Source organism: Pseudohoeflea suaedae, assembly GCF_004354915.1.
Classification (GTDB): Bacteria; Pseudomonadota; Alphaproteobacteria; order Rhizobiales; family Rhizobiaceae; genus Pseudohoeflea; species Pseudohoeflea suaedae.
Window position 1 is genome coordinate 1,938,832 of record NZ_SMSI01000001.1, and the last position, 16,990, is coordinate 1,955,821.

Annotated in this window: 15 protein-coding genes and 2 tRNA genes; 10 read left to right on the top strand and 7 right to left on the bottom strand. The window is 61.8% G+C overall.

Features of this window, described 5'->3' with window-relative positions; all coding sequences use genetic code 11:
- Nucleotides 1-12 precede the first annotated feature (12 nt).
- Nucleotides 13-735 carry a DNA/RNA nuclease SfsA gene (gene sfsA, locus E2A64_RS09125; protein ID WP_133284043.1) on the bottom strand — a complete coding sequence of 241 codons (723 nt, stop codon included), beginning with the start codon at nucleotides 733-735 and terminating at the stop codon, nucleotides 13-15.
- Nucleotides 736-742: 7 nt separating this feature from the next.
- Nucleotides 743-1,132 (bottom strand): winged helix-turn-helix transcriptional regulator, encoded by a 390-nt coding sequence (locus tag E2A64_RS09130; RefSeq protein ID WP_133284044.1) that lies wholly within the window; start codon nucleotides 1,130-1,132, stop codon nucleotides 743-745.
- A 68-nt stretch (nucleotides 1,133-1,200) separates the two neighbouring features.
- Here E2A64_RS09130 and E2A64_RS09135 point away from each other — a divergent pair, with 68 nt between their 5' ends.
- Together E2A64_RS09135 and E2A64_RS09140 are read left to right on the top strand one after the other, a co-directional pair.
- Nucleotides 1,201-1,530 (top strand): nuclear transport factor 2 family protein, encoded by a 330-nt coding sequence (locus tag E2A64_RS09135; RefSeq protein ID WP_133284045.1) that lies wholly within the window; start codon nucleotides 1,201-1,203, stop codon nucleotides 1,528-1,530.
- The gene (locus E2A64_RS09140) at nucleotides 1,527-2,324 is read left to right on the top strand and encodes an SDR family oxidoreductase (RefSeq protein ID WP_133284046.1); all 798 of its coding nucleotides are present in this window, start codon (nucleotides 1,527-1,529) and stop codon (nucleotides 2,322-2,324) included. Before E2A64_RS09135 ends, E2A64_RS09140 begins: the two co-directional genes overlap by 4 nt.
- Here the strand turns inward: E2A64_RS09140 and E2A64_RS09145 are convergent, their stop codons facing one another.
- Entirely contained in the window at nucleotides 2,325-4,160 is a 1,836-nt protein-coding gene (locus tag E2A64_RS09145; RefSeq protein ID WP_133284047.1) for a PHA/PHB synthase family protein, read from the bottom strand. It abuts the gene before it with no gap.
- Between the two features lie 217 nt (nucleotides 4,161-4,377).
- Between E2A64_RS09145 and E2A64_RS09150 the strand changes: the two genes are divergently transcribed.
- From E2A64_RS09150 to recJ, 5 genes are all read left to right on the top strand, one after another.
- Nucleotides 4,378-4,800: a hypothetical protein gene (locus E2A64_RS09150; RefSeq protein WP_133284048.1), complete on the top strand. Its 423-nt coding sequence runs from the start codon at nucleotides 4,378-4,380 to the stop codon at nucleotides 4,798-4,800.
- A 93-nt stretch (nucleotides 4,801-4,893) separates the two neighbouring features.
- Complete coding sequence (locus E2A64_RS09155; protein ID WP_133284049.1) at nucleotides 4,894-6,114, top strand: LL-diaminopimelate aminotransferase; 1,221 nt, start codon at nucleotides 4,894-4,896, stop codon at nucleotides 6,112-6,114.
- A gap of 110 nt (nucleotides 6,115-6,224) precedes the next feature.
- Nucleotides 6,225-7,535, top strand: a complete 1,311-nt coding sequence (locus E2A64_RS09160; RefSeq protein WP_133284050.1) for a homoserine dehydrogenase — start codon at nucleotides 6,225-6,227, stop codon at nucleotides 7,533-7,535.
- Nucleotides 7,536-7,738: 203 nt separating this feature from the next.
- Nucleotides 7,739-8,722: a class II fructose-bisphosphatase gene (gene glpX, locus E2A64_RS09165; protein ID WP_133284051.1), complete on the top strand. Its 984-nt coding sequence runs from the start codon at nucleotides 7,739-7,741 to the stop codon at nucleotides 8,720-8,722.
- Nucleotides 8,723-8,886: 164 nt separating this feature from the next.
- Entirely contained in the window at nucleotides 8,887-10,683 is a 1,797-nt protein-coding gene (recJ, locus tag E2A64_RS09170; RefSeq protein ID WP_133284052.1) for a single-stranded-DNA-specific exonuclease RecJ, read from the top strand.
- A gap of 51 nt (nucleotides 10,684-10,734) precedes the next feature.
- Here the strand turns inward: recJ and E2A64_RS09175 are convergent.
- The 4 genes from E2A64_RS09175 to E2A64_RS09190 form a co-directional block, all read right to left on the bottom strand.
- A tRNA-Glu gene (locus E2A64_RS09175) sits at nucleotides 10,735-10,809 on the bottom strand.
- A gap of 128 nt (nucleotides 10,810-10,937) precedes the next feature.
- Nucleotides 10,938-11,012 (bottom strand) — tRNA-Glu (locus E2A64_RS09180).
- Nucleotides 11,013-11,222: 210 nt separating this feature from the next.
- Nucleotides 11,223-12,563, bottom strand: coding sequence for a D-Ala-D-Ala carboxypeptidase family metallohydrolase (locus E2A64_RS17980; RefSeq protein ID WP_244598196.1), 1,341 nt, complete (start codon nucleotides 12,561-12,563; stop codon nucleotides 11,223-11,225).
- Between the two features lie 287 nt (nucleotides 12,564-12,850).
- Nucleotides 12,851-13,291, bottom strand: a complete 441-nt coding sequence (locus E2A64_RS09190) for a VOC family protein (RefSeq protein ID WP_133284053.1) — start codon at nucleotides 13,289-13,291, stop codon at nucleotides 12,851-12,853.
- 188 nt (nucleotides 13,292-13,479) lie between these two features.
- On the opposite strand from E2A64_RS09190, the gene E2A64_RS09195 reads away from it, so the two are divergent.
- The 3 genes from E2A64_RS09195 to E2A64_RS09205 all read left to right on the top strand — a co-directional run bounded on the left by E2A64_RS09195 (nucleotide 13,480) and on the right by E2A64_RS09205 (nucleotide 16,989).
- Nucleotides 13,480-14,055 (top strand): cold-shock protein, encoded by a 576-nt coding sequence (locus tag E2A64_RS09195; RefSeq protein WP_133284054.1) that lies wholly within the window; start codon nucleotides 13,480-13,482, stop codon nucleotides 14,053-14,055.
- Nucleotides 14,056-14,179: 124 nt separating this feature from the next.
- On the top strand, nucleotides 14,180-14,581 hold the full coding sequence (locus E2A64_RS09200) for a DUF192 domain-containing protein (protein ID WP_244598197.1): 402 nt from the start codon (nucleotides 14,180-14,182) through the stop codon (nucleotides 14,579-14,581).
- 485 nt (nucleotides 14,582-15,066) lie between these two features.
- Nucleotides 15,067-16,989 (top strand): ATP-dependent helicase, encoded by a 1,923-nt coding sequence (locus E2A64_RS09205; RefSeq protein ID WP_133284056.1) that lies wholly within the window; start codon nucleotides 15,067-15,069, stop codon nucleotides 16,987-16,989.
- Nucleotide 16,990: the final 1 nt, after the last annotated feature.

Sequence of the window (16,990 nt, forward strand, 5' to 3'; positions counted from 1 at the left end):
TGCCGCCGCTTGTCAGCGGGCTTCGTTGACGAGGTTCTCGGTGACCGGAATGCGCAATTCGGGCCGAATTTCCTCCGGGGTGATTTTGCACCGAATGGCGCAGGCTTCAACCCCGCGTTTCATGGCGCGATCGAAGGCCGCCCCGTAGGCCGGGTCAAGATCCCGGCAGAGCGAGAGACTGTCGCAGTCGGCACGCTGGATCAGATAGACCATGATCGCCCGATGGCCGGCCTCGACCATGTCGCCCATCTCCTCGAGATGCTTGGCGCCGCGGCTCGTCACGCTGTCGGGAAATTCCGCGATCCGGCCACGACGGCGGAAGTGCACGTTCTTGACCTCGACATAGGCGCGGCCCTTCTCCGGATCGTCGAGAAGAATGTCGATACGCGAATTGACGCCGTATTTCTGCTCGCGCTTCAGCTCCGCGTAATCGCCGAGATCGCCGATCAGTCCGGCGCGGATGGCTTCCTCCGCCAGCTTGTTCGGCCGGCCGGTATTGATGCCGACGAGCGTGCCGTCAGCCTCCACGATTTCGAGACTGTGCGGATATTTCCGCTTCGGGTTGTCGTGGTTTTCCAGCCAGATCTGCGATCCGGGCGTCGTCAGTCCGCGCATGGAGCCGGTGTTCGGACAGGATCCGGTGATGAAGGCGCCGCTTTCGAGTTCGGCGTCGAAGAGAAAGCGCTTGTAGCGGCGGACGAGCCGCGCGGGCGTCAGGGGAGTGGGAAATTGCATGGATTGCTCAGTTGGTCTCGATGCCGGCATTTTCCGGCTTGCTTTCGGCCCAGGTGACGAGGGCATCGAGCGCAGGGCACAGCGCCTGACCCCAATCGGTGAGTGCGTATTCGACCTTGGGCGGCACCTGATGATAAACGATGCGGCGGACGATACCGTCCGCCTCGAGCTGGCGCAGCTGCTGGATCAGCATCTTCTGGGAAATTCCGGGCGTCTGGCGCTCGAGCTCGGAAAAACGGAGCACCTTGCCGCCGAAAAGGTGAAACAGCAGCACCAGTTTCCAGCGCCCTTCGAGCTTTCGCAAGGCATTGTCGACGCGTGCCGCCCCACTTCCGGGGGGCTGCGCATCAGACTTACTTTTTCGTATGTACCTTACTTTTTCGTCGGTTCTTGCCATACCTGCAGCATAAAACCAACTTGGTGGCAGATCAAACTCCGTAACCGGAATTGGAAAAGGATGCCCCGATGCCTGTCAATCTCCCCACCGCGGTAAAGGCCTATTTCGACGGCAAGAATGCCCGCGATCCGGAACGCGCACTTTCCGGTTTCACAGGCGACGCTGTTGTCGGCGACGAAACCGAAAAGCACCGGGGGCACGCCGAAATCGCTGCCTGGATGGCAGCAACGAGTGCCAGGTATGACGAGCTCAGCGAGCCCGTGGAAAGTCGCCGGGAGCGCGAAACGCTTGTGGTTGTCGCCCGGGTCAGCGGAAATTTTCCCGGGTCGCCCGCAAACCTTACCTATCGCTTCGCCTTTTCGGGCGAGCGGATCGTCACGCTGGAGATCGGTTCATGAACGCGCCGGTCTTCAGCGTCCATCCGGACGAGTTCGCCGGCCGCCGTGTCCTGGTGACCGGAGGCTCGAAGGGTGCGGGTGCGGCAATCGTCCGCCGCTTCGCCGCAGCCGGCGCGCGCGTGGCCACCGAGGCGCGTTCCGCGGTATCGGACAGCCCCGCCGAACTGTTCGTCGCTGCCGATCTGACACAGGAAAGCGGCATTTCGGCCCTTGCCGGGAAAGTTCAGGCCGAGTTTGGCGGCGTCGATATCATCGTTCACTGCCTGGGCGGTTCGGCTGCGCCTGGGGGAGGCTTTCGGGCTGCGACCGAGAATGTCTGGCAGGACGACTTTTCGCTCAATCTCTGGCCTGCGGTCCGCCTGGACCGGCTTCTGGTTCCCGCCATGATCGCGCGGCGCGAGGGGGCCATCGTCCACGTCGCGTCGATCCAGCACCGCCTCCCGCTCCACGATTCGACCACGCCCTATGCTGCGGCCAAAGCGGCGCTCGTCAGCTATTCGAAATCGCTTTCCAAGGAACTCGGTCCGCTCGGCGTGAGGGTCAACAGCGTCTCGCCGGGTTGGATCCGCACCGATGCGGCCGACCGGATGGTCGAGCGACTTGCGCGAAGCGGCGGTACGGACGAGGCGACGGCGCGGCAGGGGATTATGGATGCCCTGGGCGGCATTTCGATCGGACGTCCGGCCTGGCCGGAGGAGATCGCGGAGCTGGTGGCGTTCCTGGTCTCGCCGCGTGCGTCCGCCATCCACGGCGCCGATCACGTCATCGACGGCGGAACGATCCCCGTCGTGTGATCAGGCGCGCACCCGCACATAGGAACCGGGTGCGTCCTCGATCGGATTGACCTTGCCGCCGCCGGGTTCGCGGGCCGGCACGGTCTTGTCGTTCTGCGCCACGATCCAGTCGTGCCAGTGCGGCCACCAGGAGCCGGGCGTTTCGGTCGCGCCGGCCACCCAGTCGTCGAATTCGCCGTCGGGCGGACCGTCGGTCCAGTACTGGTACTTGCCCGAGGACGGCGGATTGACGACGCCTGCAATATGGCCCGAGCCCGCCATCACATAGGTCACCTCGCCGCCGAACAGTTTCGAGCCGACATAGGCCGAGCGGGCAGGGGCGATATGGTCTTCCCTGGCCGCGAGATTGTAGACCGGGATTTTCACGTCCTTCAGGTTCAGCGTGTGGCCGGCCAGCTTCATCCTGCCCTCGGCAAGATTGTTCTCGAGATAGCAATTGCGCAGGTAGAAGGAGTGGTTGGCCGCCGGCATCCGGGTCGAATCGGAGTTCCAGTACAACAGGTCGAAGGGCATCGGATCCTTGCCCTTGAGATAGTTGTTCACGACATAGGGCCAGATCAGGTCCGAGGCGCGCAGCATGTTGAACGCCGTCGCCATCTGCGAACCCTCGAGATAGCCGGTCCGCTTCATCGACGCTTCGAGCGCGGAGATCTGCTCCTCGTCGACAAAGACCTTCAGATCGCCCGCATGGGTGAAGTCGGTCTGGGTGGTGAAGAAGGTGACGGTGGCGATCCGCTTGTCCTTCTCGCTGGCGTGGAGCGCCAGCGTGGCAGCCAGCAACGTGCCGCCGACGCAATAGCCGATGGCGTTCACCTTGTGGCTGTCGGTCACCTTCTCGATGGTGTCGAGGGCAAAGCCGATGCCTTCGCGCGCGTAGGATTCCCAGTCCTTCTCCGCATGCCTCTCATCCGGGTTGACCCAGGAAATGACGAATACGGTGTGGCCCTGCTCGACCGCCCATTTGATGAAGGATTTCTTCGGGTTGAGGTCGAGAATGTAGAACTTGTTGATCCATGGCGGCACGATGAGGAGAGGCCGCTTGAGAACCTGCTCGGTCGCCGGATCGTACTGGAGGATCTGGCAGATCTCGTTCTCGGCGATCACCTTGCCGGGTGTGAGCGCCATGTTTTCGCCGACCTTGAATTTGGATGCGTCCGACTGGCGCAGCTTGAGCTGTCCGCCGCCCGCCGCGATATCCTCGGCAAGCATGTGCATGCCGCGCACGAGATTGCCGCCATTCTCGGCGACCGTCTCCTTGTAGAGCTCGGGGTTCGTCAGCAGGAAGTTCGCCGGTGACAGCGCGCTGGTCATCTGCCGGAGATAGAATTCGGCCTTGTGGCGGGTTCGCGCGTCCAGACCGTCGGCGCGGGTGACCAGCCGCTCCGCCCATCCGGAGGTGAGATGGTAGGCGTTGCGCAGGAAGTCGAAGAACGGATTGGCATCCCAGTCGGGATCGGTGAACCGCTTGTCGGGCTTGCCGGGAGGTGTTTCCCCCTCCGCCTGCTGTTCGCCCGACAATTTGTGCATCGAGCGCGACCAGAGGCTGAAATAGCCGGTCAGCAGTTCGGTCTGCGCGGCAACCGCGCGCTTGGGGTCGGACAGCCAGTATTCGCCGACCTTGGAGAATGTCTTGACCATGTCGGCCATCGGCGCGGAATAGGCATCGGTGACCTCGCCCTTTTCACGGGGCTCCACCCAGGCCGAAGCGGCCATGCCGAGCTCTTCGAGCATATGCGCGATGTTGTGGGCAAAGGCTTCCGGGTCTTTCACCACATAGGGTTCCATGTCCGGAATATTCGGCTTTTCCGCTTGCGCGCCGTCCTTCTCCTCGGCCATGTTCGTCTCCCTGTTCCCCTTTATCACGGATCTCGCGTCCGTTTGGAAAATATCCCGTTGCATTTTTGCAGATTATATCGACTTGAAAAGGCCTTATATGATTTCAATCATGTATACTTTAGGTACGGCGCGATGGTGTCATTTGCATGACCCAGCGTTGAAACCGGAGAGAACGGCTGTGACGTCGAGACTGAAAAACCTGGCTGCGATATCTGGCATGGCCTGCTTCACGGCGCTCGCGGGATGTCAGACGGCCTCGCTCGAGGACGCGGCACCCAAAAGCGTGCCTGCTTCTGCCGGGCCTGCGCAGACGACCAACATCGCGACCGACAACAATATCCGCATCATTTCACCGGTGCCGATTCCCGGCAGGAAGGTCGACGATATCGAGCGTCAGCAATTCGTCCAGGACCGGATTGCCCAGGACGGAAACTATCCGGCAGTCGGTGTCGATCGGGAAGCCGCCATGGCCCAGTTGTCGCCGGCCCAGGCGCAGGCTCTCGAACAGGAATTCCGCCAGTATCGGGGGGGTGCGAAGGCCGCCGCCTCGACGGAGGAGGAATACCGCCGCAGGCTTGCGGAATTGCGTCAGACCGCGCAGACCCACGCCCGGGACGCGGAGAGGGAAATCGAGAACTAGCGCTTGCAAAACAGGCGTTTTGGCCGCAAACCAGTGTCATTGTTCCGCCACGTGATCGGAACCGTCGTCTCCAAACCGAGCAAGAGATCTACGATGGAAGAGTTTCACAAGATCCGGCGTTTGCCGCCCTACGTCTTCGAGCAGGTCAACCGGCTTAAGGCGACGGCGCGAGCCGGTGGAGCCGACATCATCGATCTCGGCATGGGTAACCCGGACCTGCCGACGCCGAAAGCCATCGTCGACAAGCTGGTCGAGGTCGTCCAGGATCCGCGCACTCACCGCTATTCGACGTCGCGCGGCATTCCGGGGCTGCGTCGCGCCCAGGCGAAATATTACGAGCGACGGTTCGGCGTTAAGTTGAACCCTGATACCCAGGTGGTCGCCACCATGGGCTCGAAGGAAGGGTTCGCCAACATGGCCCAGGCCATCACTGCGCCGGGCGATGTGGTTCTGTGTCCCAACCCCACCTATCCCATCCACATGTTCGGCTTCATCATGTCCGGCGGCGTGGTCCGCTCGATCGACGTGACCCCGGACGAGGGCTTTTTCCGTGCGCTCGATCGCGCCGTGCGCCATTCGATCCCCAAGCCGCTGGCCCTCATTCTCAACTATCCGTCGAACCCGACGGCGATGGTCGCGACATTCGACTTCTACAAGGAAGTCGTCGCGTTTGCCCGCAAGCACGACATCATCATCCTGTCCGATCTCGCCTATTCGGAGATCTATTTCGACGATACGCCGCCGCCGTCGGTTCTCGAGGTTCCGGGCGCCATAGACGTCTGCGTCGAGTTCACCTCGATGTCGAAGACCTTCTCGATGCCGGGCTGGCGGATGGGATTTGCCGTCGGCAACGAGCGCCTGATTTCGGCTCTCACCCGCGTCAAATCCTATCTCGACTATGGTGCCTTCACCCCGATCCAGGTGGCCGCCACGGCCGCTCTCAATGGTGACGGTTCCGAGATCGATGAAGTCCGCGAGGTCTACAAGAAGCGTCGCGACGTGATGGTCGAGGCCTTCGGCAAGGCCGGATGGGACATTCCGCCGCCGCCCGCCACCATGTTTGCCTGGTGCCCGATCCCCGAAGCTTTCCGCGAGATGGGCTCTCTCGAGTTCTCCAAGCTGCTGGTCGAAAAGGCCGACGTGGCGGTCGCGCCTGGCGTCGGCTTCGGCGAGCATGGCGACAATCATGTTCGCATCGCGCTGGTCGAGAACGAGCACCGCATTCGCCAGGCGGCGCGCAACATCAAGCGCTTCCTGTCGTCTGCGACCGGCTCGGACGACGACAACGTCGTCCAGTTCAACGCCCGCCGCTGAGCCGCCTCGAACCGGAGCCCGTTGACCCGCAACGGGCAGGGGGCTAAACCCGCGACCGGATCAAGGGCGCGGGCTTACGCGGCCGTAATCGGAACATGTTGGGATAAGTCATGACGCAAGCGCTCAAGGTCGGCATCGCCGGACTGGGAACGGTAGGCGCGGCGCTCTTCAGAGCGATCGTTTCACGCCACAAACTTCTGGCCGATACGTGTGGACGCGAGATCACCGTCAGCGCAGTTTGCGCGCGCGACAAGACCCGCGATCGCGGCATCGATCTCTCCGGTGTGGAATGGTTCGACGATCCGGCCGAATTGGCCCGCAAGGGCGATATCGACGTCTTCGTCGAACTGATCGGCGGCGAGGGCGATCCGGCCCATTCCTGCGTTGCAGCCGCCCTTGCGCGTGGAATTCATGTCGTGACCGCCAACAAGGCGCTGCTCGCCAGGCATGGCGTGGAACTGGCCGAAGTGGCCGAGGAAGCAGGCGTCCTTCTCAATTTCGAGGCAGCGGTCGCCGGCGGCATTCCCGTCATCAAGGCGCTGCGCGAGAGCCTGACCGGCAATTCGATCAGCCGCGTCTATGGTATCCTGAACGGAACCTGCAATTACATCCTGACCCGGATGCAGAAGGAAAACATGGGCTTTGACGAGTGCCTCGCCGAAGCCCAGCGCCTCGGTTACGCCGAAGCCGACCCGACCTTCGACATCGGCGGTTTCGATACCGCGCACAAGCTTTCCATTCTGACGAGCCTGGCTTTCGGTACCCGCATTGCCTCCGACGAGGTTTACGTCGAAGGCATCACCAATATCTCGATCGAGGATATTCACGCCGCCGAAGAGCTCGGCTACCGCATCAAGCTGCTCGGCGTCGCCCAGCGCACCTCGACAGGCATCGAGCAGCGCGTCCATCCGACCATGGTTCCGCTCGGTTCGATGATCGCCGAGGTCGACAGCGTGACGAATGCCGTCACCATCGAGGCTGACATCCTGGGAGAGCTGATGCTGTCCGGTCCCGGTGCCGGCGGCGATGCCACGGCATCCGCTGTCCTCGGCGACATTGCCGATATCGCCAAGTCGCGCCCCGGCCACCAGCACGGTCCCGCGCTCGGTCGTCCGGCGAAATATCTCGAGCCTTACACCCAGGCGCAGATGCGCAGCCATGAGGGCGGGTATTTCATTTCGCTCAAGGTCGAGGATCGCGTCGGCGTTTTTGCCGCGATTGCCGCGCAGATGTCGAAGAACGGCATATCGCTCGAATCCATTGTCCAGCGCCCGGCCAACGGCTCGGATCTGAAGACCGTGATCCTGGTCACCCACGCCACCACGGAGGCATCGGTGCGCGAGGCCGTGGAGGGCGTCCGCGGCGAAGGCTATGTCAATGGCGAGCCGCAAGTCATCCGCATCGAGCGCACGAAGCAGTAAAGCTTCGCTTCCCGAGAGTGGGGTCCGGGGGCTGACAGGCCATCCGGGCTCTAATCGATTTAGTCCGGGAAACCCCTCAACAAACGGAAATCAAACGGCTTTTTTCGCCTGTTTGTCATTGCGCAGACCGGTGATGCCGCTATAAGCCTGCGCAATCGGCGTCACTGCCGGTGCAATGCCCGTTGCTTTTCCAAGAGGGTCTCATGGCAGACAAGCATTCCCAGTCCAGCAGTCTTGATCGCATTCTCACGCTTGAGATTGCCCGTGTGACGGAGCGCGCCGCAGTGGCCGCAGCGCGCCTGCGCGGACGCGGCGACGAGAAGGCCGCCGACCAGGTGGCCGTGGACGCCATGCGTCAGGAACTCAACCGGCTGCCGATCGACGGCACGGTGGTAATCGGCGAAGGCGAGCGCGACGAGGCGCCGATGCTCTATATCGGCGAGGAAGTCGGCACCAAGGACGGGGCTGCCGTCGATATCGCGCTCGATCCGCTCGAGGGCACGACGATCTGCGCCAAGAACCTGCCGAATTCGCTGGCCGTCATCGCCATCGCCGAAAAGGGGAGCCTTCTCTACGCGCCCGACGTCTACATGGAGAAGGTCGCAATCGGCCCCGGCTATCCGCCCAATACCGTTGCCCTGGATGCGACCCCGACCGACAACGTCAATTCCGTTGCCAGGGCCAAGGGTGTCGAGCCTCACGAGATCACTGTCTGCATTCTCGATCGTCCCCGCCACGCCAAGCTGATCGAGGAAGTGCGTGCGACCGGCGCCGCCATTCGGCTGATCGGCGATGGCGACGTCGCCGGCATCATCCACACGACCGATCCCGATGAAACGGGCATCGACCTCTATCTGGGTATCGGCGGCGCGCCCGAAGGCGTGCTCGCGGCGGCCGCTCTGCGTTGCATTGGCGGCCAGATGGAAGGCAGGCTGCAGCTCAATACGCCCGAGAAGGTCGCGCGCGCGGCCAAGATGGGCATTACCGATCCGAACAAGATCTACCGGATGGAAGAGATGGCGAAGGGCGACGTGCTGTTCTCGGCAACCGGCGTGACCGACGGCAATCTTCTCGCCGGCGTGAAGTTCGCCCGCGACGCGATCTCCACTCACACGATCGTCATGCGCTCCTCGTCCAAGACCGTCCGCGAAATCAAGGCGCGTCACCAGGATCTGACGAAATTCTGATTGCCGGGTTCGAGCCGGTCGACAGGTGGAAACGGGCGCTATCGGCGCCCGCTTTTCGTTTCCGGCCTGTGGATGAGTTGCCGAGCCTTTGTTCCGGCGCTGTCGTGCTTTAAGAGATTGGGGCGCGGATGAACCGCGGGCTTCAGGGGTAGTAACAGGTGCCGATGTCACTGGCTGGCGAGCCGCAACGTGCATTTCTGGGCGTCGAGAAATCGCTCTCGGAGCAGGGCTGGATCGCCCGGCTCGACCCCGCCGGTGAAAACCGTGCCATCGCCATTTCCCAGACGACCGGCCTTCCCGACATCATTGCCCGCGTTCTCGCCGCCCGCGGGGTCGGACGCGAGGATGCGGAACGGTTTCTCGATCCCGCCATCAAGGATCTGATGCCGAACCCTTCGACGCTCGTCGATTGCGATCTGGCTGCAAGCCGCATCGTCGAGGCGATCGCGCGCAAGCAGAAGGTGATCGTCTTCGGGGACTACGATGTCGACGGCGCGGCGTCCTCCGCGCTCATGTTCCGCTTCCTGCGGGCTTATGGCATCGAGGCGGAAATCTACATTCCCGACCGCATCTTCGAGGGCTACGGGCCAAATCCCAACGCCATCAACGAGCTGATCGACCGGGGGGCCGAGCTCATCATCACCGTCGACTGCGGCTCGACCAGTTTCGAGGCGCTCAAGGTGGCCGCCGGGCGCAGGATCGATGTCGTTGTCATCGATCACCACCAGGTCGGCACCGAGCTTCCGGAGTGTTCGGCCCTCGTGAACCCCAATCGCGAGGATGATCTGACCGGTCTCGGTCATCTCTGCGCCGCCGGTGTGGTCTTCATGGTGCTCGTCAATGCCGCCCGCATGATCCGCAGCCGCCCGGAGATAGAGGGCGGCATCGATCTGCTCTCGCAGCTTGATCTGGTGGCTCTCGCCACGGTCTGCGACGTGGTGCCGCTCAAGGGATTGAACCGGGCTTTCGTCGTCAAGGGACTTTTGGCTGCGCGCCTGATGCATAATGAGGGGCTCGCCGCGCTGATCCGCAAGGTCGGCGTCAGCGGGCCGGTCAGCCCCTATCATTTCGGTTTTCTCATCGGCCCGCGGATCAATGCCGGCGGCCGTATCGGCGATGCGGCATTGGGCTCCCACCTCCTCACGATCGAGGACGCCTCGGAAGCAGACATGATCGCCGCGCGCCTCGACGATCTCAATCGCGAGCGCCAGGCGATCGAGACGGCCATGCTGGAAGAAGCGATGGCGGAGGTCGAGGCCGAGATCGGCGCGGGCGAGGGGCCCGCCGTCATCATCACCGAGAAGAGGGGCTGGCATCCGGGCATCGTCGGGCTGATCGCTGCCCGGCTCAAGGAGCGCTACCGCCGTCCCGCATTCGCCATCGCCTTCGATGCCAACGGCAAGGGATCCGGTTCGGGGCGGTCGATTCCCGGTTTCGACATCGGCCATGTCGTGCGCGATGCCGTTGAGCTGGGCCTGCTCGAAAAGGGAGGCGGCCACGCCATGGCCGCCGGTCTGACCGTGCGCGAGGAAAAACTCGGCGCGCTCAGGTCGTTCTTCGAGGAAAAAGCCACAAGCGAGGTCACCAGGCTGCGCGACGGTCACCGGCTGAAGATCGACGCGGCACTCGCGGCCGCAGGCGCCAATCTCGATCTTGTCGACCTCATCGAGAAAGCCGGACCTTACGGGTCGGGCCATCCGCAGCCCGTTTTCGCCCTGCCGAACCATCTCCTGCGCGATGTCCGTGTGGTGGGCCAGAATCATCTCAAGATCACCATTGCGGGTGCCGATGGTCGCACGCTCAACGGGATTGCGTTCCGGGCCGCCGATTCGGCCATGGGGCGAGCGCTGCTCGACGGGCAGGGCATGACCTTCCATTTTGCCGGTACGATCTCGGCCGACTATTGGCAGGGCATCCGACGCGTACAGCTGCGCCTGCTCGACGCGGCGCCCGCGAAATAGCAGGCAGGACACCCGCAGGTTCAAGAAAGACCGGTCTGAAAGGGGAAGTGGTGGCACGCCCTAGGGGAGTCGAACCCCTCTTTCCAGAATGAAAATCTGGCGTCCTAACCGATAGACGAAGGGCGCGTGCGAGGCGACTTATAGTCAGGTTCCGGGTGATCCGCAAGCACGAAAACACCCGGTCAAAAAAGAAAATTGACCAACATTCGTATTGGCTTGCAGCGGAGTTTTAATGTGAAATGCGAGGGAAGTGGTGGCACGCCCTAGGGGAGTCGAACCCCTCTTTCCAGAATGAAAATCTGGCGTCCTAACCGATAGACGAAGGGCGCGTGCGAGGCGTCTTATAGTCAGCAACCCGGTTCGCCGCAAGCACTGAATCGCATGAAAAGCAAAAAACTTGAAGGATTTCCACGATGCGCGCCGCAGCACGGCTGCGGAGGGGAAAGCTGAACAAAAACAACGGCAATCCCGGGGCGAGCAGCCGCCGGAAAGGCCAGTGATCGGGAGCGATGAACGGTTCTGAAGACGGTTGCCGGGAATCAGCCCTTGCGGCGACGGCAGCGCCAGTTCCAGTCGCGCTTTGTGCCGATGTCGACATGTACGGAACGGGTGTGGCAGTAGGTGCCGACGCCGCCGCGCCCCGGAAGTGAGCGCACATAGGCGGCGAGATCCCATTTGGACACGCCGGAGATCTGGATATCCGCGGCCTCGCAACTGGTGTGGCGCGAATTGCGGGCGCCGCCGATCTTGCGGTTGTGACGCGGGCTGCGGAAGCCCGACGTGACGACGACCGGCTTGCCGTAATGGCGTTCGATGGACTTGAGCGTGCGCACGAGCTGCGGCTTCAGGCAGGCGATATCGACCTTTTCGGTCTGCACGTGCAGGCCGTTGGGCGCCAGGCGCGCAAGACCCGCCGCCGAAGCCACTTCCACGCCCTGGGCGTCTTCGCCGTCCTCGTCATTGCCGGCCTTGATCTCGAAGAGCGAGGACATGCGAACGCCAGGCAGGCCGTCGGAGGTTTCCGGAGCCGAATCGGATGCCGAGGCTCGGGCGACGCGGATATCGTTGCGCAGCGAAACGATTTCTGTCTCGTCGCTCGGAGGAGAGTTCGACGGAGCCGCCACCTTGGCGGATGCCGCCGGAACGGCCTTGGGCGGAGTAGGGTCGGCGCCGAACAGCTTGCCGAAGAAGGATTTCTTCCTGGCCGGCTCGGCGAGGGCCACCGGACGCGCCGGCTCACTTGCCGCCGGGGCGGCGGCCGGGGCCGGATCCGTTGCGGCTTCGAGCGCCTGCGTTGCGGCACTCGGTGCATCCGGCTCCGTCAGCGCCGCAACGGCCACGGCCTGCTCGCCCTCGCGGCCAGGCGCATGGCTTGGCAGCGGAACGCCGGGAGCGGATGCCCCGGCTTCGGCTATGTCCGTAGCCTGCGTCGCGGGCTGGTTGGTCGAATAGAGATTGGCGACCGGGGCTGCCGCCCCATTCTGTGTGATGCCGCGATTGAGCGCGTCGATATTGGTCTCGCCGTTCGCGTCCACCATGGCGGTCATGGTCGAGCCTTCGGCGGCGGTGCCCGCGGCTTCTCCGCCATCCGCGATCGCGAATGCCGCGCTACCCTCTGCGCCCGCCTCGGAATTATCGGCGCCGGGTACCGATTCGCTCGGCGCGAGGGAGAAGCCCGGCTGAGAGGGGCCATAGGCGTCGGCGCTGGCCATCAGGGTTGGATCGGTCGCGCTGACGCAGCCTGACAGGAACATCGCGGTCGCGGCGAGAAGGGGAAGGGTGGAGCGACGGGGGCGGAATGCTGCGAGCGGTGCTGCGGCGGGCAATTCGGGCGCATTGAGACTGCGCTCTCCCCATCCGTTGCCTCGCTGATTGTGCATCGAGTCCCCGCTCCTGATTGGTAAGGTCTTGCTTGCCGCCCCGGCCTGCTGTGAACGCATGGGGCGCGACAGCATTATGCCGCTGATACGACCGGAATCGCCCCCGATAGCCGACCATACTCGTTTAAGCCGTTTATCCGCATGGGAGTCAATTGGGGCAAAAGGATGACTCAAGATCGAAACCTGAATTCGAACGCATCTGAAAAGGACCGCCGAACTTAAACGGGCAGGCCTTTGTGAGGCTTGCCCGTTTGATGGTTTTCCGTGTCGGTCAGCCCTTGCCGGGCTTACCAGCTGCCGGTGTTCTCCATGGACTTCCACGGTTCGGCCGCAGGCAGCGACTCGCCCTTCTGCAGGAGTTCAACCGAAATGCCGTCCGGCGAGCGAACGAAGGCCATGTGGCCGTCACGCGGCGGGCGGTTTATGGTGACGCCGCCATCCTGCAACTTCGCGCAGAGACTGTAGATATCGTCGACCTCATAGGCGAGGTGGCCGAAATTGCGGCCGCCGGAATATTCCTCCGGGTCCCAGTTATAGGTCAGCTCGACTGTCGGCGCCTGGTTGGCGAGGGCTGCGTCCTTGTCGCCGGGAGCCGCGAGGAAGATGAGGGTGAAGCGCCCCTTCTCGTTCTCGATCCGGCGAACTTCCTCGAGCCCGAGCAGGTTGCAATAGAAGTTCAGTGACGCATCGACGTCGGTCACGCGGACCATCGTGTGCAGATAACGCATTAAATGCCTCCGGTTTTACACCCGTCAAACCATAGGGGGCGCCGCGTGAATGGCAATGTTATTGGTGGGAAAAACACCGCGGTTCGGGAAGTTTTCCTTACGGCACTTGCACTCGATGCGGATAAGAATGCTATTGTTTCAAATGAGAATCACTAAAGTGCGATTGGCGCGTACAGAGAGGCGACCGAATGGGGGAAAGGTCCTCGCATAAGACAGAGCTGGTGCAGGAAGCATCCGGCGAAGCTGTCGATCTCATCGAGATCACCGGAGCTATCAAGTGGTTTGATGTCGCCAAGGGCTTTGGCTTCATCATCCCTGATAACGGAATGGGTGACATCCTGCTGCATGTGAGTTGTCTGCGCAGGGACGGCTATCAGACCGTCCTCGAAGGCACGCGCGTCGTCTGCGAGGTGCAGAAACGCGAGCGCGGCTACCAGGCCTTCCGCATTCTGTCCATGGACACCTCGACAGCCGTCCACCCGTCGCAACTGCCGCCCGTCCGGACCCATGTCCAGGTCAAGCCGTCGAGCGGCCTCGAACGGGTGATCGTCAAGTGGTTCAATCGCACCAAGGGCTTCGGCTTCCTGACGCGGGGCGAGGGCACCGAGGACATTTTCATCCATATGGAGACGCTCCGCCGCTACGGCCTGACCGAGCTTCGGCCGGGCCAGACCGTGCTGGTTCGTTTCGGTGACGGCGACAAGGGCCTGATGGCCGCCGAGATCCATCCGGACGGCGATTCGCCCGTGTCGGGTTCCCACTAGGGCGATGAGGACGGGCGCGGCGTCGGCGACGTTCAAGGGGTTCGCGTGCAAGCGGCTCGCGTGGCGGGCCGCAATCGGCGGAACAGCCGCCTTTTTTCTCTCATTTTCAATCATCGCGACGGCTGTGGCCGTCGAATTCGAGACCTCGCCCGAGCCGCTCGTCATCGAGACCGGGCGTGGTCCCGTCTCGTTCACCGTCGAACTGGCGACCACGAGCGATGAGCGCTCGCAGGGCCTGATGAACCGGGAATCGATGGCCGCCGATCACGGCATGCTGTTCGATTTCGGCCAGACCCGTGCCGTGATGATGTGGATGAAGAACACCATAATGGCTCTCGACATGGTTTTCATCGGGCCGGACGGCAAGGTGACGGGCGTTGCAGCCGATACGGTTCCCTTCTCGGAAGCCATCATCTCGTCGCCGGGTCCGGTGCGTTACGTGCTCGAGATCAATGCCGGCGTCGCCGCGGAGCAGGGGATCGCGGCGGGCGATACCGTCGTCCATCCCGCAGTCGGGCCCGAGTGATCCGGCCATTCCCCGACGAAATATGAGCACGCCCGCCTTCCGGGCTTGCGGATGTGGCACGGTTTCGCTATCGAGACTGCACAAGCCGCTCAGTCGGCCTTCGGAGCGTAGCGCAGCCTGGTAGCGCATCTGGTTTGGGAGCAGGTTGTTCCTTTTCCCGTTCTCCTTGCATCTTCAAATATTTGCTTAGAGTTTTCGCACCCGCGCCGTGGGGATTTCGTGGGAGTTGGCGCCCAAATTTCATTTATTGACATTAATCAGTTCATTGCCGCCTTGTAGCGTCGATTTTCAGGTAGAGCCTATCCTAGGCTGTCAGAAGCTTACACTCGACGCCAAAATTTAAGCGCTAAACGCATTTTTCTTCGAGTATCCGTGAGATTTGATCTCGGGATCGTTCGGTGTAGGTAACGTTTAGCGTGAATTATACATAGTGCAAATCTCCTCAACATTTGTTAGGCCTGGTTGCTACTGCAAGGGGGGCGCAAATGGCTTGGGAACATGGACTGGACACAGACAGCGTTGCTTACGCGATCGCATCTGCACCCGAAACTCGCATCCGCGTCGTAGCCGGTCCCGGCACCGGAAAATCCTTCGCGATGAAGCGCCGAGTTGCGCGCCTACTCGAAGAAGGCTTGTCCCCTAAGGAGCTTCTCGCTGTCACCTTTACCCGCGTCGCGGCTGAAGACCTTCATCGTGAGCTACAGAAGCTCGGCGTTCCAGGCTGCGAAGAACTCGAAGGCCAAACCCTCCATAGTCTCGCGATGCGGATCTTGTCTCGAAAGCACGTCCTTGAAGCAGTTGGGCGAACGCCACGATCACTTAACTCCTTCGAGATGAAGGCCCTCCTTTGCGACATCGGTGAAGCTAGCGGGGGCAGGCGCGCAGCGAAGAAGATGATCCACGGTTACACTGCGGCGTGGGCTCAGAGCCAAGGCGATGAGCCAGGTTTCGCAAAGACAGACGGGGAAAAGGCATTTCAGTCCTCCCTCTTGGCTTGGCTCGAATTCCACCGCGGGATGCTAATTGGTGAGCTTATTCCCTACCTTGTCCGTTACCTCAAAGACAATCCGGCAGCGGCCGAGCGATCCGAATTCAAACATTTGCTCGTTGACGAGTATCAGGACCTCAATAAAGCGGAGCAGACCGCAATCGCCTTCCTCGGAGAAGCAGCTGAAATTTGCATTGTGGGCGACGATGATCAATCAATTTATAGCTTCAAATGCGCCCACCCCGACGGTATCCGGGAATGGAAAGACCTCCACTCAACTTGCGCAGATCTTGAGATGGCCGATTGCCATCGCTGCCCGACCACGGTGGTCGAGATGGCGAATGCGCTCATAAATGTGAATAAAAATCGCTCGCCCCGTGCATTGAATCCTCTTCCCAATAAGGGTGCTGGGGAGGTTGCTGTCGTGCAAGTCCCCTACCTCGAAAACGAGGCCACATGGATAACTGCTAAGGTCAAGGAGCTACTTGAGAAGGGGGTTCACCCGAGTGAAATAATCATCCTTGTCCAGCGAGCGGTGGCGACGAAGCCGATATTAAACGCGCTGAGGAATGAAGGCATCCCGGCCAAGTCTTATTACGAGGAAAGCCAGCTCGATTCTGAGGCGGCGCAAATGAGGTTCGCGCTATTCAAACTGTTCCTCGACAACGAGGACCGGGTTGCACTCCGTTATCTTCTCGGCTGTGGGCAGGATGATTTTCGCTGCAAACCATACGCTCGTGTGCGCCAACATTGCGAGTCCACTGGCGATAGCCCTTGGACATCGATGAACAAGCTGGCGGAGGAGACACTCAAGATCCCCTACACCAAGCCACTTGCCCTTCAGTTCAAAATCATAAGGGAGGCCCTTGAGAAGCTAGAGGAGATAAAGGGCGACCTTGCCGCCTTCATTGATGCCTTGATGCCCGAAGCGGACCCCGATGTATCAGAATTGCGCCAACTTGCGCTCGCGCAGATGGAGACTGTCGAAACGCCCGATAAGCTCTTCACCGCCATGATGGAGGAGATTACCCAACCTGATATTCCGCCGACCGTCGAGGACGTCCGGCTGATGAGCCTACATAAGAGCAAAGGCCTTAGCTCGCCCTTTGTGTTCATTGCTGGTTGCGTAGAAGGTATCCTCCCTCCCTCGTTTGATGACGCACCTTCTAAGGAGGCGAAAGATGCGGCGCTTGAGGAGGCCCGGCGACTATTCTACGTAGGTATTACGCGCGTCAAAGCCGACCCAGATAACGACAGACCAGGGAGCCTATTCATCACCTACGCCCAGCAGATGCCAGCTAAGGACGCATACGCTGCGAACGTTGCATTCAAGACGCAATCGGGACCTCTGGCAAACCTCCTGCCGAGTCGTTTCATTGGCGAACTAGGCCCAGCGGCACCGGCGCCGGTAAAAGGGTAGC

What these genes read in the sequence shown, in the direction of transcription:
- sfsA (WP_133284043.1), bottom strand. Translation starts at nt 735, where the DNA reads ATGCAATTTCCCACTCCCCTGACGCCCGCGCGGCTCGTCCGCCGCTAC.
- E2A64_RS09130 (WP_133284044.1), bottom strand. Translation starts at nt 1,132, where the DNA reads ATGGCAAGAACCGACGAAAAAGTAAGGTACATACGAAAAAGTAAGTCT.
- E2A64_RS09135 (WP_133284045.1), top strand. Translation starts at nt 1,201, where the DNA reads ATGCCTGTCAATCTCCCCACCGCGGTAAAGGCCTATTTCGACGGCAAG.
- E2A64_RS09140 (WP_133284046.1), top strand. Translation starts at nt 1,527, where the DNA reads ATGAACGCGCCGGTCTTCAGCGTCCATCCGGACGAGTTCGCCGGCCGC.
- E2A64_RS09145 (WP_133284047.1), bottom strand. Translation starts at nt 4,160, where the DNA reads ATGGCCGAGGAGAAGGACGGCGCGCAAGCGGAAAAGCCGAATATTCCG.
- E2A64_RS09150 (WP_133284048.1), top strand. Translation starts at nt 4,378, where the DNA reads ATGGCCTGCTTCACGGCGCTCGCGGGATGTCAGACGGCCTCGCTCGAG.
- E2A64_RS09155 (WP_133284049.1), top strand. Translation starts at nt 4,894, where the DNA reads ATGGAAGAGTTTCACAAGATCCGGCGTTTGCCGCCCTACGTCTTCGAG.
- E2A64_RS09160 (WP_133284050.1), top strand. Translation starts at nt 6,225, where the DNA reads ATGACGCAAGCGCTCAAGGTCGGCATCGCCGGACTGGGAACGGTAGGC.
- glpX (WP_133284051.1), top strand. Translation starts at nt 7,739, where the DNA reads ATGGCAGACAAGCATTCCCAGTCCAGCAGTCTTGATCGCATTCTCACG.
- recJ (WP_133284052.1), top strand. Translation starts at nt 8,887, where the DNA reads ATGTCACTGGCTGGCGAGCCGCAACGTGCATTTCTGGGCGTCGAGAAA.
- E2A64_RS17980 (WP_244598196.1), bottom strand. Translation starts at nt 12,563, where the DNA reads ATGCACAATCAGCGAGGCAACGGATGGGGAGAGCGCAGTCTCAATGCG.
- E2A64_RS09190 (WP_133284053.1), bottom strand. Translation starts at nt 13,291, where the DNA reads ATGCGTTATCTGCACACGATGGTCCGCGTGACCGACGTCGATGCGTCA.
- E2A64_RS09195 (WP_133284054.1), top strand. Translation starts at nt 13,480, where the DNA reads ATGGGGGAAAGGTCCTCGCATAAGACAGAGCTGGTGCAGGAAGCATCC.
- E2A64_RS09205 (WP_133284056.1), top strand. Translation starts at nt 15,067, where the DNA reads ATGGCTTGGGAACATGGACTGGACACAGACAGCGTTGCTTACGCGATC.